Raw genomic sequence first — 14,334 nt, 5'->3', positions numbered from 1 at the left:
GATGGACATGGCGGTACGTGCGGCGGTGGCCGGAGCGAGCGGGTACGCGGGCGGAGAGGTCCTGCGCCTGCTCCTCGCGCACCCCGAGGTCGAGATCGGTGCCCTGACCGGGAACTCCAACGCCGGCCAGCGGCTCGGCGCGCTCCAGCCGCACCTGCTGCCGCTGGCCGACCGCGTGCTCACCACCACCACGCCCGAGGCGCTCGCCGGACACGACGTGGTCTTCCTGGCGCTGCCGCACGGCCAGTCCGCCGCCGTCGCCGAGCAGCTCGGTCCCGAGGTCCTCGTGATCGACATGGGCGCCGACTTCCGGCTCGAGGACCCGGCCGACTGGGAGACGTTCTACGGCTCCCCGCACGCCGGCACCTGGCCCTACGGCCTACCCGAACTTCCGGGTGCCCGTGCCGCACTGGAGGGGTCCAAGCGCGTCGCGGTGCCCGGTTGCTACCCCACCGCCGTCTCCCTCGCCCTGTTCCCGGCGTACGCGGCGGGGCTCGCCGAGCCCGAGGCGGTGGTCGTCGCCGCGTCCGGCACCTCGGGCGCGGGCAAGGCCCCCAAGCCGCACCTGCTCGGCAGCGAGGTCATGGGCTCCATGTCGCCGTACGGCGTCGGGGGCGGACACCGGCACACCCCCGAGATGATCCAGAACCTCAGCGGGGCGGCGGGGCAGCGGGTCTCCGTCTCCTTCACCCCGACCCTGGCGCCGATGCCCCGCGGCATCCTCGCCACGTGCAGCGCGTCCGCCGTCGACGGGGTGACCGCGGACTCCGTCCGCGCGGCCTACGAGAAGGCCTACGCCGACGAGCCCTTCGTCCACCTGCTCCCCGAGGGCCAGTGGCCCGCGACGGCGTCCGTCTACGGTTCCAACGCCGTTCAGGTGCAGGTCGCGTACGACGCCGCCGTGGGCCGCATCATCGCGATCAGCGCCATCGACAACCTGACCAAGGGCACCGCCGGCGGTGCCGTCCAGAGCATGAACCTCGCCCTGGGTCTTCCCGAGACCACCGGGCTTCCCACGATCGGAGTCGCACCGTGAGCGTCACGGCAGCCAAGGGATTCAGGGCGGCGGGCATCGCCGCCGGGATCAAGGAGAACGGCAACCCCGACCTGGCCCTCGTGGTCAACGACGGGCCCCGCCGTGCCGCCGCCGGCGTCTTCACCTCCAACCGCGTGAAGGCCGCGCCCGTGCTCTGGTCCGAGCAGGTGCTGAAGAGCGGCCAGGTCTCCGCCGTCGTCCTCAACTCCGGTGGCGCCAACGCCTGTACCGGCCCCAAGGGCTTCCAGGACACCCACGCCACCGCCGAGAAGGTGGCCGAGGTGCTCGGCCGCGGTGCCATCGAGGTCGCCGTCTGCTCCACCGGCCTGATCGGTGTCCTGCTGCCCATGGACAAGCTGCTCCCGGGCGTCGAGACGGCCGCCGCGCAGCTGTCCGAGCACGGCGGCGAGAAGGCCGCCATCGCCATCAAGACCACCGACACCGTCCACAAGACGTCCGTCGTGACGAACGACGGCTGGACCGTCGGCGGCATGGCCAAGGGCGCCGGCATGCTCGCCCCGGGCCTCGCCACCATGCTCGTCGTCCTCACCACCGACGCCGACCTCGACGACGACACCCTGGACAAGGCCCTGCGCGCCGCCACCGAGGTCACCTTCGACCGGGTCGACTCCGACGGCTGCATGTCCACCAACGACACCGTGCTGCTGCTCGCCTCCGGCGCCTCGGGCATCGCCCCGCAGTACGCCGAGTTCGCCGAGGCCGTGACGCGGGTCTGCGACGACCTCGGCCGGCAGCTCATCGGCGACGCCGAGGGTGCCAGCAAGGACATCAAGGTCGAGGTGATCAACGCGGCGAGCGAGGAGGACGCCGTCGAGGTGGGGCGCTCCATCGCCCGCAACAACCTCCTCAAGTGCGCGATCCACGGCGAGGACCCCAACTGGGGCCGCGTCCTGTCCGCGATCGGCACGACGAAGGCCGCCTTCGAGCCGGACCGGCTCAACGTCGCCATCAACGGCGTCTGGGTGTGCAAGAACGGCTCGGTCGGCGAGGACCGGGAGAAGGTCGACATGCGTTACCGCGAGGTGCACATCGTCGCCGACCTCGCCGCGGGCGCCGAGACCGCGACGATCTGGACCAACGACCTGACCGCCGACTACGTCCACGAGAACAGCGCCTACTCGTCATGAGCACTCGTAAGCACACGGCCCTGCCCAAAGCCCAGATCCTCATCGAGGCGCTGCCCTGGCTGACCCGGCACCACGGCAAGATCGTCGTCATCAAGTTCGGCGGCAACGCCATGGTGAACGAGGAGCTGAAGGCCGCCTTCGCCCAGGACGTCGTCTTCCTGCGGCACGCCGGCCTCAAGCCCGTCGTCGTGCACGGCGGCGGCCCGCAGATCAGCGCCGCGCTCGACCGGCACGGCATCGTCAGCGAGTTCAAGGCGGGGCTGCGCGTCACCACCGAGGACGCCATGGACGTCGTACGGATGGTGCTGGCCGGGCAGGTCCAGCGCGAGCTGGTCGGCCTGCTCAACCAGCACGGCCCGCTCGCCGTCGGCCTGACCGGCGAGGACGCGCACACCATCACCGCCGTCAGGCACCAGCCGGAGATCGACGGCGAACGGGTCGACATCGGCCGCGTCGGCGAGATCACCGACATCGACACGGGCGCGATCGAGGCGCTGCTGGCCGACGGCCGGATCCCGGTCGTCTCCTCGATCGCCCGCTCCCAGGACGACCACCATGTCTACAACGTCAATGCTGATACGGCGGCTGCGGCACTCGCTGCGGCACTGGGCGCCGAGACCCTCATGGTCCTCACCGACGTCGAGGGCCTCTACGAGGACTGGCCGAACTCCGACGAGGTGATCAGCCGCCTCACCGCTTCCCAACTGGAGAAGCTGCTGCCGGAACTGAGCTCCGGCATGGTGCCGAAGATGGAGGGCTGCCTGCACGCCGTGCGCAACGGCGTGACGACCGCCCGGGTCATCGACGGCCGGGTCCAGCACTCGATCCTGCTGGAGATCTTCACCGACGAGGGCATCGGCACCATGGTCGTGCCCGACGAGCCCGAGGGGGACGCACAGTGACGGGCAACCAGGAGCTGACCCAGCGCTGGCAGGGCGCGCTCATGAACAACTACGGCACTCCGCGCCTGCCCCTCGTCCGGGGCGCGGGCGTGAAGGTGTGGGACGCCGAGGGCCGGGAGTACCACGACTTCGTCGGCGGCATCGCCACCAACGCCCTCGGCCACGCCCACCCGGCGATCGTCGAGGCCGTCAGCAAACAGATCGCGTCCCTCGGCCACATCTCCAACTTCTTCATGGCCGAGCCCACCGTCGCCCTCGCCGAACGGCTCCTGCAGCTCTTCGGCCGCGAGGGCCGCGTCTTCTTCTGCAACTCGGGCGCGGAGGCCAACGAGGCCGCCTTCAAGATGGGCCGGCTGACCGGGCGGACCCACATGGTCGCCACCACCGGCGGCTTCCACGGCCGGACGATGGGCGCCCTCGCACTCACCGGCCAGCACGCCAAGCAGGAGCCGTTCCTGCCGCTGCCCGGCGACGTCACGCACGTGCCCTACGGCGACGCACAGGCGCTGGCCGCCGCCGTCACCGAGGAGACCGCCCTGGTGGTCATCGAGCCGATCCAGGGCGAGAACGGCGTCGTGGTCCCGCCCGCCGGCTACCTCAAGGCCGCCCGCGCGATCACCGCCGCCACCGGCGCCCTGCTGGTCCTGGACGAGGTGCAGACCGGCATCGGCCGCACCGGCACCTGGTTCGAGTACCAGGCGCACGAGGGCGTCCTGCCCGACGTCGTCACCCTCGCCAAGCAGCTCGGCGGCGGACTGCCGCTCGGTGCCACGGTCGCTTTCGGCCGGGCCGCCGAACTGCTCCAGCCCGGCCAGCACGGCACGACGTTCGGCGGCAACCCCGTCTCCTGCGCCGCCGGTCTCGCCGTCCTCGACACCATCGACGACCAGGGCCTGCTGGAGAACGTCAAGCGGCAGAGCGCGGCCCTGCGCGAGGGGATCGAGGCGCTGGCCCATCCGTTGATCGACCACGTCCGGGGCGCGGGCCTGCTCCTGGGTATCGTGCTCACCGGGCCACACGCGCCGCAGGTGCAGCAGGCGGCCCAGGAGGCCGGGTTCCTGGTGAACGCCCCCGCCCCCGACGTCGTACGGCTCATGCCGCCGCTGAACCTCCACGACGACGAGACGGGTGCCTTCCTCCAGGCGCTGCCCGGCATCCTCGAGCAGGCCCACGGGGACGGACGATCCGGAGAATGAGACGACGATGAGCCAGGCGCAGGACCACGAGCAGGCGGGCACCGGCCCCGCCGTACCGCAGACCCGCACCGCTCGGCACCGCCGGATCGTGGACATCCTCAACCGGCAGCCGGTGCGGTCGCAGAGCCAGCTGGCGAAGCTGCTCGCCGACGACGGGCTGAGCGTCACCCAGGCGACGCTCTCCCGGGACCTCGACGAGCTGAACGCGGTGAAGATCCGCAACAACGACGGTGAGCTGATCTACGCGGTGCCCAGCGAGGGCGGCTTCCGCACCCCGCGCGCCCCGCTGGGGGAGTCGGCGAAGGAGGAGCGCATGCGGCGCCTCTCCCAGGAACTGCTGATCTCCGCGGAGGCGTCCGCCAACCTCGTGGTCCTGCGCACCCCGCCCGGCGCGGCCCAGTTCCTCGCTTCGGCGATCGACCAGGCCGAACTGCACGACATCCTCGGCACGATCGCCGGTGACGACACCCTGATGCTGATCAGCCGGGACCCGAGCGGGGGCCAGGCGCTGGCGGACCACCTGCTGCGGCTGGCGCAGAACGGGCACTGAGCCCGCGTGCGGGGCCGGGCCGGGCGGCGGAGAATGAGTGTGTGATCTTCCGCGGCGAGCGGGCAGGCGGGCGGGCAATCCCGTGGCGCCCGTCGGCCGTATACAGAAGTGTGTCGGGTTTGCGGTTCCCCGTGGGTCGCCTCCCGGACGAGGCTCTGCTGGCCGGGCTGGCCACCGGAGACCCGGAACTGGCCGGCGTCTTCGTCCGGCGTTTCCAGCACCGGGTCTTCGGTGTCGCCATGGCCGTCACCGGGGACCAGCAGCTCGCCGAGGACGTCGCTCAGCAGACGTTCGAGCGTGCCTGGCGGCATGCGCAGATCTACGACTCGCGCCGTGGTTCGGTCACCACCTGGCTGACCACCATCGCGCACAACCTCGCCATCGACGCCGTCCGGGCGCGTCGTACGGATCCGGTGGCCCCCGAGGACCTGGACGCCCTCCTCGGCGTCGTCACCGAGACCCCCGAGCAGTGGGCACTGGCCGACGAGGCCTCCGCCCAACTCCGGGCCGCGGTGGCGCGGCTGCCGCGGGAACAGGCCCGGGCTCTGATGATGGCGGGTGTCTACGGGATGACGGCCCAGCAGGTCGCCGACGCGGAGGAGATCCCGCTGGGCACTGCCAAGACGCGCATCAGGGCGGCGATGGCCAAACTGCGCATCACACTGGCGGCTCCGAGGCGAGGCGACCATGCCGAGTGACGCGAACTGCGAGAAGCTGCGGGAGATCGGCGCCGAGCTGGCGCTGGGCGTGCTCCCCGGCCGGGAGCGGGCGGAGGCGATCTCCCACCTGGACCGGTGCGCGGGCTGCCGCGAGTTCGTCCGGCAGATGACGCTGCTCGGCGACCGGTTGATCGGCCTGCTGCCGGACAGCGAGCCGCCGCTCGGATTCGAGACCCGGGTGGCGCGCAGCCTGGCCCAGCAGATGACGGACCAGGACGGACGCAAGCCGGTGCCCGGCTCCGGCCTCGCGCGGCTGGGCCTGCGCGGCCGGGCGCGCCGGATCCGGGTGCGGCTGGCGGCGGTCACGGCCGGCCTCGTGGTCGCCGTCGGGTTCGCCGGCTGGGGGATCGGCACCGCCGTCGAGACGATCACGGCCTCGCCCCCGGCCACCGTCGAGTCCGAGCCCATGCTGGTCGGGGACATGACCGCGGCCGGGCCCGGCGGGCGGCCCGTCGGTGAGGTCTACGCCCATCCCGGCGACCCCGGCTGGATCTTCATGTCCGTCGACATCTCCGGCCACGGTACCTCCTACACCGGCAAGGTCACCTGCCTGCTCGAGCGCCCGGACGGCACGAGCGTGCGCGTCGGCGACTTCGACGTGCGCGACGGACGCGGTCACTGGGGTGCCGCGACCGTGATCGACCCGCACGCGGTCTCCGGTACCCGCCTCACGTCCGCCGACGGCACCGTCCTCGCCACGGGCCGTCTGCAGACCGGCACGGTGACGACCCAGGACGCGCACGAGATGATCCGGGAGACGTGAGCCCCCTCAGTCCGGCAGGGAGCCCTTGAGGGCGGCGGTCAGTTCGGCGACCGTGGGCCGGGCCGCCGGGCGGGTCCGGAGGCAGGCGTCGACCGCGGCGGCCAGAGCGGCCGGCAGGCGGCGCCGGGACCCGATCGGCGGGACGCCCTCCTCCGCCCGCGGATGCCGGCCGCCCGTGTCCGTCCCGTCCGAACTGGCGCAGTCGAACGGCACGCTTCCGCACGCCACTTCGTACAGCGTGACACCGACGCCCCACACGTCGGCGGCGGCCGTGAGCGGTCCCTCGCGGGCTTGCTCCGGCGCGCGATAGCAGCAGGTGCCCAGCCCCGCGGGCGCGGGTCCGGGGGGCCGGGCCACGCTCAAATCCAGCAGCTTGGCGTGACCGCGGTCGACCACCACGTTGGACGGCTTGAGGTCCAGGTGCAGCAGGCCCCGGCCGTGCAGGTAGTGCACCGCCGAGCACAGCTGCACCCCGAGCAGCGCCACATCGGCGGCGGCCGGCCGGCGCCGCAGCCGGTGCACCAGGTGGGCCAGGGTCTCCCCGGTCAGCGTCTCCAGGACGACGAGCGGCTCGGGCGAGGCGAAGGTGTCGTAGCCGCGGACCAGATGCGGATGGCAGAGGTCCCGCAGCCACCGCCCCTCGCGCAGCAGCCGCTCGGCCAGTCCCTCCTCGCCCCGGCGGTCGGGACGCACCACCTTGATCACGCACCGGCAGTCGCGTTCCTCGCTCCAGGCGTCGTACACGTCGAGCCAGCCGGTGCGTGCCAGATGGCCCAGGATCTCGTAACCCGGCACCGGTCTGGTGCCCGGTGCCAGGGGCGGGCCGCTCATGACAGCACCGCGCCCGCGCTCAGCCGGTGCAGCCGGGCGTACGTGCCGTCGCGCCCCAGCAGACCGGCGTGGTCACCGTCCTCGACGATCCGGCCGTGGTCGAGCACCACGATCCGCGTGGCGTCGCGGACGGTCAGCAGGTTGTGGGAGATGACGACGGTCGTCCGCCCCGCCATGAGCCGGCGCAGCGGGTCCATGATCCGGCGGCCCGACCGGACGTCGAGCCCGGTGGTCGGCTCGTCGAGGAGGAGCACGGGCGCGTCCCTGATCATCGCGCGCGCGATCGCCAGGCGCTGGCACTGCCCTCCGGACAGGGTCCGGCCGCGCTGCCCGACCAGCGTGTCGTACCCCTCCGGGAGCCGCTCGACGAACTCGTGCGCGTCCGCGGCGCGCGCCGCCGCGACGATGTCCGCCTCCGACGCCTCGGGCCGGCCGTAGGCGATGTTCTCCCGCACGGTGCCGTGGAAGACGAGCGTCTCCTGCAGGACGACGGCGACGTTCTCCCGTACGCAGGACAGGCTCAGGTCCCGCAGGTCGGTGCCGTCGAGGAGGACGGCGCCCCGGTCGGGGTCGTAGAAGCGCAACTGGAGCTTGGCGACGGTCGACTTGCCGGCGCCGCTCGCCCCGACCAGCGCCAGTGTCTGACCGGGTGCCACCTGGAAGGACACGTCCGACAGCGCCCACGCGGACGCGCCGGGATAGCGGAACCAGACGCCGTCGAACTCCACGGCGCCCCGCGCGCGGCCGATCTTCCGGGCGCCCGGGGCATCGGCGACCTGCGGCTTCTGGTCCAGCAACTCGATGATCCGCTCGGCCGAGGCGGAGGCCGCGTAGAAGGTGGTGCCGAGCCCGGACAGGCCGTGCACCGGGCCGTAGAGCTTGCCGATCAGCGCCAGGAAGACCAGCAGCCCGCCCAGCGTGAGCTGTCCCTGGGCCAGCTTCCAGGTGCCGAGGCCCAGCACCGCGAGAACGCCGCTCACTTCGATGATCTCGACGAGGGGCCCGTAGACCGCCCGGATCCGTGCCGAGGCCATCGCCGCCCGGAACCTGCCGACGTTCTCCTGGTCGAACCGGCGCTCCTCCCACCCCTGCCGGTTGTACGCCTGCACCAGGGCGACGTTGCCGAGCGCCTCCTCGGCGATCGCGCTGAGCGAGCCGCTGCGCCGCCTGCGCTCCCGGGACGCCGCCTTGATCAGCCGTGAGAAGTGCCGGGCGGCGGCCCAGAACAGCGGCACGATGGCCAGGGCCAGCAGGGTCAGGTCCCACCGCAGATAGATCAGCAGGCCCAGGAAGACGCCCAGTTGGGTCACGTAGTAGAGGACGTCCGCCACGCCCGAGAGCAGGAACGTCTCCACCGCGTCGACGTCCCCCGTGACACGGGACAGCACGTCGCCGAGCCGCCGGCGTTCGAAGAAGCCGAGCGACAGCCCCTGGACGTGCCGGAACACGTCGGAGCGCAGAGAGAGCAGAAAGCGTTCACCGACCCAGGTGGAGAGCACGTCGTCGGCGAACCCCAGGATCCCGGAGCAGACGATGAGCCCCAGATAGGCCGGCGCGATCCACACCAACGGCCGCAGGTCACGCGGGACGAGCACCCCGTCGATGACGATCTTGAAGAGCCAGATCTCCGCGGCGTCGACGGCCGGACCGGCCAGGCTGAAGAACAGCACGGGGACGAGCCAGCGACGGCCGCCCCGCGTGTAGGGCCAGAACCGCCGGAACACGTCGCGCGGTGAGACAGGAGGCGCGGCGGCGACGACGGCGTCCGAGGTGTCCCCGACCGACAGCAGACGCCGCAGGAGATGCGCCATGGGATGCGTTCCTCGGGGATCGGCCGAGCGGACCGGGTCCTCCGGCCCCTGGTCCGCCCGGCCTCATGGGTGATCAGTAGCCGCCGTGGCCGCCGTGGCCGCCGTGGCCACCGTGACCGCCGTGGCCGTGGCCGCCGTGGCCGTGGTCGCCGTGACCGTGACCGTGACCGCCGTGACCGTGACCGTGGTCGCCGTGGTCGTGACCGTGCCCCGAGAAGTCATGCCCCGACGAGTCATCGCCGTGGTCCCGGCGCATGGCGGGGAACAGACTGGTGAAGATGGCCATCGCGTTCCTCCTGAAACTTGGCGCACTTGAGATACGTCCCAGGGGGGAACTCGGATGGCTTTTCCCGGAAAAAAATTCCGCTTTCAACCCAATCATTGCGGTTTCAACCCAATCGCGAGGCCAGCCCCCCGGTGCACCGCACCTCGTCCCCGGCCGTGATCAGCAGGGCCTCCACGCCGGGCAGCGACTCCAGCCAGGCGAGTCCCGCCCGTGAACCCATCGCGAACGCGGCCGTGGCCCAGCAGTCCACCCACGTCAGCCGCGGCCCCACCACCGTGACCGACACCAGGTCCGTCACCGCCGGCCTCCCGGTGCGCGGATCCACGATGTGCGCCCCGCGCTCCGCCGTGCCGGACGTCGCCACCGACAGCTCGTCCACTCCCGCCGCCGAGATCACCGCGGCCAGCCCGCCCGGGCGCAACGGGTCCGCGACGCCGACGCGCCACGCCCGCTGCGGCTCCGGCGCGCCCAGCATCTGCACGTCCCCGCCGCCGTTCACGCTGACCCCGCAGACCCCGGGCACCTCCGTCAGCAGCCGTGCCGCCCGCTCGGCCGACCAGCCCTTGACGATGCCGGTGGGATCCGGCGAACCCCGGTAACGGGCGCTGAACCATCCGTCGCTCACCCGCTCCGCCTCGGCCGCCAGCTCCAGCACCTCGGCCACCTCGGGAGCGCACCGGTCCACGGTCAGCTCGCCCCGGGCCAGCCGGGACACCTCGCTGTCCTCGCGGTAGGTGCTGAACAGCGCGTCCACCCGGTGCAGGCCGGCGACGGCCTCGGCGAGCGCCGCCCGTACGGCACCGGGTTCCCCGCCGCGGACATCGAAGGAGAAGACGGTCCCCATGACCTCCTCCGCATGGCGCACCGCGGCGGGAGCCTCAGCCGGTTCGGCCACCGTCTCAGCCACCGGCCTGGTCCAGCGCCGACTGCAGCGACTGCCGGTAGCCGGTGCTGGTGTAGGTGGCGCCGGAGACGGCGTCGATGTTCGCGTTCCCGGCCGCCACCGCCTCCTGGTTGAGCTTGGGCACGGCCAGCGCCGTCTTCTGGTCGCTGAGGCCGCCCTTGGGTGCCTGGACCGCCGCCGCCTGAGTGATCTTTCCGCCGCTGACGGTGATCCGCACCTGGACCGGTCCGTACTGGGTCTGTGCGACCTTCCCGGTGACGGTACGCGCCCGAGCGGACCCCGACGACCCGGCGGACGGCCCCGACGATCCCGCGGCCGACCCGGCCGACGACGCCGACTTCACCTTGTCCAGTGCCGACTGCAGCGACTTCTTGTAGCCGTCGCTCGTGTACGTCGCCCCCGACACCGCGTCGATCCCCGCGCTCTGCGCGGCCACCGCCTCCTGGTTGAGCTTGGGCACGGCGAGCGCCGTCTTCTGGTCGCTGAGGCCGCCCTTGGGTGCCTGCACCGCCTCCGCCTTGGTGATCTTCCCGTCCGCGACGGTCAGCCGTACCTGCACGGTCCCGTACTGCGTCTGCGTCGCGTCACCGGTGACCGTGCCGGAGCCCGCGGCGGCCTGCGCGCCGCCCTGCGGGGACTTCTGTCCCGCCGCGGTCTGCTGCGGGGCCGCGCCCACCGCCGACGCGGACGCCGGGTCCGACGCGGGCTTCAGCGAGAGCAGCAGCACGACACCGGACACCGTCGCCGCCGTGGCCAGCACGACCCGCCGAACGGGGTGGCTCTTCCTCATCTTTCCCTAGCTCCTAGCTGCCGCTCACATCTCGAACGACTCGTGATGGATGCGGCGGGCGGGGACCCCCGCGCCGCGCAGTGCCTCGTACACCGACTGCGCGAACCCGGGCGGGCCGCACATGAAGACGTCGTGCCGGTCGATGTCCGGGATCTTCCGCTCGAGGTTCTCCGCGGAGATGTCCGGCCGCTCACCCTCCGGGCTGTTGACCGCGTACATCAGCCGGGCGCCCCGCTCGTCGGCGATCTTCGACAGCTCGTCCCACAGCGCCAGGTCCTGCGTCGTGTTGGCCCGGTAGAGCAGGGTGATGTCCCCGGCCGCGCCCGGCAGCGTCTCGAACAGCGCCCGCATCGGCGTGATGCCGACCCCGCCCGCGACCAGCAGCACCTTGCCCCGGCTGCGGCGCTGCGCGGTGAGCGCGCCGTAGGGGCCCTCGGCCCACACCTTGGTGCCGGGCGTCAGCTCGCGCAGCCGGGCGCTGTGGTCGCCGATCGCCTTCACCGTGATCCGCAGCATGTCCGGGCGGGGCGCCGCCGACAGCGAGTACGGGTGCGAGCTGAACCGCATCCCCGGGGCGAGGAACCGCCAGCGGAAGAACTGTCCCGCCTCGGCACCCATCCGGTGCAGCTTCCGTCCGCCGATCAGCACCGACACGATGCCCGGCGTCTCCTCGATCACCGCCTCGACGCGCATCCGGTGCTTGAGGTTCAGCCGGATCGGGGCGAGGATCCGGTACCAGACCACGAGCGCGGTGACCACGCCGTACAGGCCGTACCAGAAGGTCTTGGCGGCGGGTTCGACCGCGAAGTCGTTGCCGGTGGTGATCTGGTGCCAGAACGTCAGGAACACCGCCGCGTACGTCAGCAGGTGCACGTGGTACCAGGCGTCGTACGGCAGCCGGCGGCGGACCGGGCCCACCGACGTCAGCCCGATGACCACGAACAGGCCCATGCCGATGGCGGCCTTGCCCATGTCCGGCAGCTGGTCGACGGAGTCGACGGTCTGCTGGACGATGTCGCCGAGCGACTTGCCCGCCTGGAGCGCGTACCCCCACATGGTGAGGAAGACGTGCGCCACGATCAGGCAGAGCGTGTACCGGCCGCTCATCGCGTGCCAGCGGGCCACCCGGTCCGAGCCGACCCGCCGCTCCAGCGCCGGCACCCGTGCCATCTGGAGCACGACCAGCGCCATCAGGTAGCCGGCCAGCAGACCGGTGATCCGGCCCGCGTTGAGGATCCTGCCGTTGTCGTCGGCGATGGACGGGGTGTTGTGCCACCACAGCCACAGCACGGCCGCCGCGCCCGCCCAGACGGCGAGCAGCAGCGGGACGGCCGGGGAGCGGCGCGGGCGGATGCGGCGCATCGTCTGTCGGCGGGCGGCACGTCCGCCTGCGAGCGTGGTGGACACGGTTCCTCCGTGGGCACTTGTCCGTTGGCCCACAGATACGTGCCGCGTCGGCCGAGTGTTCAGAGCCCCGCCGAGTCCAGCGCGGACTGGAGTGACTGGCGGTAACCGCCACTGGTGTACGTCGCTCCCGACACGGTGTCTATCCGTGCGCTCTGCGCCGCGAGCGCCTCGCGCCGCAGCTGGGGCAGGGCGTAGCTGTTGATCTCCTGGTCGCGCGGGTTGTCCTGCGGGTAGTCGACGGCCGTCACGTCGGTGAGCGTGCCGCCCTTGATGGTCACCCGCACCTGGACCGGGCCCCAGCGGGTCTGGACGGTGTCCCCGGTGACCGTCCTGCTGCCGGTACCCGTCCCCGGGCCGGCGCCGCCCGTCGAGCTGGATCCGCCGGAGGATGGTGCCGAACTGCTCGACACAGAAGGCGACTTGCCGCTCGCCGAGGCCAGCGTGGGGGCGGCGTGCGGCTTCAGCGACAGCAGCAGCACCATCCCGGAGACGGTGGCGGCGCTCGCCAGCACGATCCGGCGCAGGGGGCGGTTCTTCCTCAGGGCGTGCATCAGGTCCTGCCTCACAGCTCGAACGACTCGTGGTGGATACGGCGGTCCGGCACCCCGGCCGCCCTCAGCGCCGCGTACACGTCCTGCGCGAAGCCGTGCGGACCGCAGACGTAGACGTCGTGGCCGGCCAGGCCCGGGAAGGTGGCGCGCAGCGACTGAGCCGTGATGCTCGGGCGTTCGCCGCCCGGCCCGTTCAGCGCGTACAGCACCTGCCCGCCCCGCCGGCGGGCGATCGCCTCCAGCTCACCGCCCAGCGCCAGGTCCTCGGCGGAACGCGCCCGGTACAGCAGGGTGACCTCGCCGGGCAGCGTCTCGAACAGTGCCCGCAGCGGGGTGACGCCGACACCGGCCGCGATCAGCAGCGCGTGGTGGCTGGTGGCCCGGTCTGCGGTCAGGGAGCCGTAGGGACCCTCCGCCCACACCCGGGTGCCGGGCCTGAGCAGGGCGACGGCCGTGCTGTGGTCGCCGAGCGCCTTGACCGTGATCCGCAGCAGGTCCGGCCGCGGTGGCGCGGACAGCGAGTAGGGCGTCGACGCCCAGCCCATGCCCTCGCCGAGGAAGCGCCAGCGGAAGAACTGCCCGGGCCGCGCCCCCAGCTCGTCCAGGTGCCGCCCGCGCAGGACGACCGAGTACACGTCCGGCGCCTCCTTGTGCACCGACTCCACCCGCAGCCGGTGCCGCCTGTTGAGCCGCACAGGAACGAGGACCCGGTACCAGAGCACCAGGGCCGCGACCCCCAGGTACAGCGCGTACCAGACGCCGGTCGCGACCGGCTTGCCGTTGAACTCGTCGCCCAGTGTCAGCTGGTGGAAGAAGGCCAGGAAGACCGCGGCGTACGTCAGCAGATGGACGTAGTACCAGAACTCGTAGCTCGTGCGGCGGCGCGCGGCCCGGGCCGAGGTGATGCCGACGGCGAAGAGGATCACCGTGCCGGCGGTGGCCTTGAGCATGTCCGGGTAGTCCAGCACGACGGTGACCGCCTCGTGCCACAGCGAGGTCCGGTCCTGCGCCGCGTACCCGGTGAGGATCAGCACGATGTGCGCGACGAGCAGGCAGAGCGTGTACCGGCCGGCCATCGCGTGCCAGCGGGCCACCCGGTCCGAGCCGACCCGGGTCTCCAGCAGTGGCACCCGCGCCATCAGGCCGACGAGCACCGCGCAGGCGTACCCGCACAGCAGCCCCGCGATCCGCCCGGCGCCGGTCAGCCAGCCCGCCGTACCGACCACGGACCCGGTGTCCGCCCACCACAGCGCGACCACGGCCGCCGCCCCGGCCCACAGCACGGCCGGCACGGCGTCCGCGGGGAAGCGCCGTGCGGTCACGGGCAGGGGCGGGGCCGTCCCCCTCGTCTCCACGGTGGTCATCAGTACCGTTCCCTTCGTCCGTCGTGCCAGGCCACTGTGCGGGCCGAAACTCTGAGCGACCTCTGAGAAGGGCGTC

The 14,334-nt window shown here is 72.4% G+C and carries 15 protein-coding genes; 7 read left to right on the top strand and 8 right to left on the bottom strand.

All coding sequences use genetic code 11. The features are described 5' to 3' along the window. Positions 1-7: 7 nt before the first annotated feature. From argC to ACIHEJ_RS21565, 7 genes are all read left to right on the top strand, one after another. A complete protein-coding gene (gene argC, locus ACIHEJ_RS21595; RefSeq protein WP_400138045.1) occupies positions 8-1,036 on the top strand; it encodes an N-acetyl-gamma-glutamyl-phosphate reductase in 1,029 nt (342 codons plus the stop codon). Then, positions 1,033-2,184 carry a bifunctional glutamate N-acetyltransferase/amino-acid acetyltransferase ArgJ gene (argJ, locus tag ACIHEJ_RS21590; RefSeq protein ID WP_400138043.1) on the top strand — a complete coding sequence of 384 codons (1,152 nt, stop codon included), beginning with the start codon at positions 1,033-1,035 and terminating at the stop codon, positions 2,182-2,184. Before argC ends, argJ begins: the two co-directional genes overlap by 4 nt. Continuing rightward, positions 2,181-3,086, top strand: a complete 906-nt coding sequence (gene argB, locus ACIHEJ_RS21585) for an acetylglutamate kinase (protein ID WP_400138041.1) — start codon at positions 2,181-2,183, stop codon at positions 3,084-3,086. The genes argJ and argB overlap by 4 nt, the downstream gene beginning before the upstream one ends. Further along, positions 3,083-4,282: an acetylornithine transaminase gene (locus ACIHEJ_RS21580; protein WP_400138040.1), complete on the top strand. Its 1,200-nt coding sequence runs from the start codon at positions 3,083-3,085 to the stop codon at positions 4,280-4,282. Before argB ends, ACIHEJ_RS21580 begins: the two co-directional genes overlap by 4 nt. Before the next feature lie 7 nt (positions 4,283-4,289). Next, a complete protein-coding gene (locus ACIHEJ_RS21575) occupies positions 4,290-4,832 on the top strand; it encodes an arginine repressor (RefSeq protein WP_400138038.1) in 543 nt (180 codons plus the stop codon). 110 nt (positions 4,833-4,942) lie between these two features. Then, positions 4,943-5,530 (top strand): RNA polymerase sigma factor, encoded by a 588-nt coding sequence (locus tag ACIHEJ_RS21570; protein WP_400138036.1) that lies wholly within the window; start codon positions 4,943-4,945, stop codon positions 5,528-5,530. After that, positions 5,520-6,314 carry a hypothetical protein gene (locus ACIHEJ_RS21565; protein WP_400138034.1) on the top strand — a complete coding sequence of 265 codons (795 nt, stop codon included), beginning with the start codon at positions 5,520-5,522 and terminating at the stop codon, positions 6,312-6,314. The genes ACIHEJ_RS21570 and ACIHEJ_RS21565 overlap by 11 nt, the downstream gene beginning before the upstream one ends. A 6-nt stretch (positions 6,315-6,320) precedes the next feature. On the opposite strand, the gene ACIHEJ_RS21560 is transcribed toward ACIHEJ_RS21565, so the two are convergent. The 8 genes from ACIHEJ_RS21560 to ACIHEJ_RS21525 all read right to left on the bottom strand — a co-directional run bounded on the left by ACIHEJ_RS21560 (position 6,321) and on the right by ACIHEJ_RS21525 (position 14,258). Further along, positions 6,321-7,145 (bottom strand): serine/threonine-protein kinase, encoded by an 825-nt coding sequence (locus ACIHEJ_RS21560; RefSeq protein ID WP_400138032.1) that lies wholly within the window; start codon positions 7,143-7,145, stop codon positions 6,321-6,323. Next, positions 7,142-8,956 carry an ABC transporter ATP-binding protein gene (locus tag ACIHEJ_RS21555; RefSeq protein ID WP_400138030.1) on the bottom strand — a complete coding sequence of 605 codons (1,815 nt, stop codon included), beginning with the start codon at positions 8,954-8,956 and terminating at the stop codon, positions 7,142-7,144. Before ACIHEJ_RS21555 ends, ACIHEJ_RS21560 begins: the two co-directional genes overlap by 4 nt. A gap of 73 nt (positions 8,957-9,029) precedes the next feature. Then, the gene (locus ACIHEJ_RS21550; protein WP_400138029.1) at positions 9,030-9,242 is read right to left on the bottom strand and encodes a hypothetical protein; all 213 of its coding nucleotides are present in this window, start codon (positions 9,240-9,242) and stop codon (positions 9,030-9,032) included. Between the two features lie 103 nt (positions 9,243-9,345). Then, positions 9,346-10,137 (bottom strand): FAD:protein FMN transferase, encoded by a 792-nt coding sequence (locus ACIHEJ_RS21545; protein ID WP_400138305.1) that lies wholly within the window; start codon positions 10,135-10,137, stop codon positions 9,346-9,348. Between the two features lie 4 nt (positions 10,138-10,141). Beyond that, a complete protein-coding gene (locus ACIHEJ_RS21540; protein ID WP_400138028.1) occupies positions 10,142-10,936 on the bottom strand; it encodes an FMN-binding protein in 795 nt (264 codons plus the stop codon). Between the two features lie 24 nt (positions 10,937-10,960). After that, a complete protein-coding gene (locus ACIHEJ_RS21535; protein ID WP_400138027.1) occupies positions 10,961-12,343 on the bottom strand; it encodes a ferric reductase-like transmembrane domain-containing protein in 1,383 nt (460 codons plus the stop codon). Between the two features lie 59 nt (positions 12,344-12,402). Beyond that, a complete protein-coding gene (locus ACIHEJ_RS21530) occupies positions 12,403-12,894 on the bottom strand; it encodes an FMN-binding protein (RefSeq protein ID WP_400138025.1) in 492 nt (163 codons plus the stop codon). Positions 12,895-12,905: 11 nt separating this feature from the next. Then, positions 12,906-14,258, bottom strand: a complete 1,353-nt coding sequence (locus tag ACIHEJ_RS21525) for a ferric reductase-like transmembrane domain-containing protein (protein WP_400138023.1) — start codon at positions 14,256-14,258, stop codon at positions 12,906-12,908. Positions 14,259-14,334: the final 76 nt, after the last annotated feature.

Source organism: Streptomyces sp. NPDC052301, from assembly GCF_044593395.1.
Lineage (GTDB): Bacteria > Actinomycetota > Actinomycetes > Streptomycetales > Streptomycetaceae > Streptomyces.
This window is presented reverse-complemented; position numbering and strand designations above follow the sequence as displayed.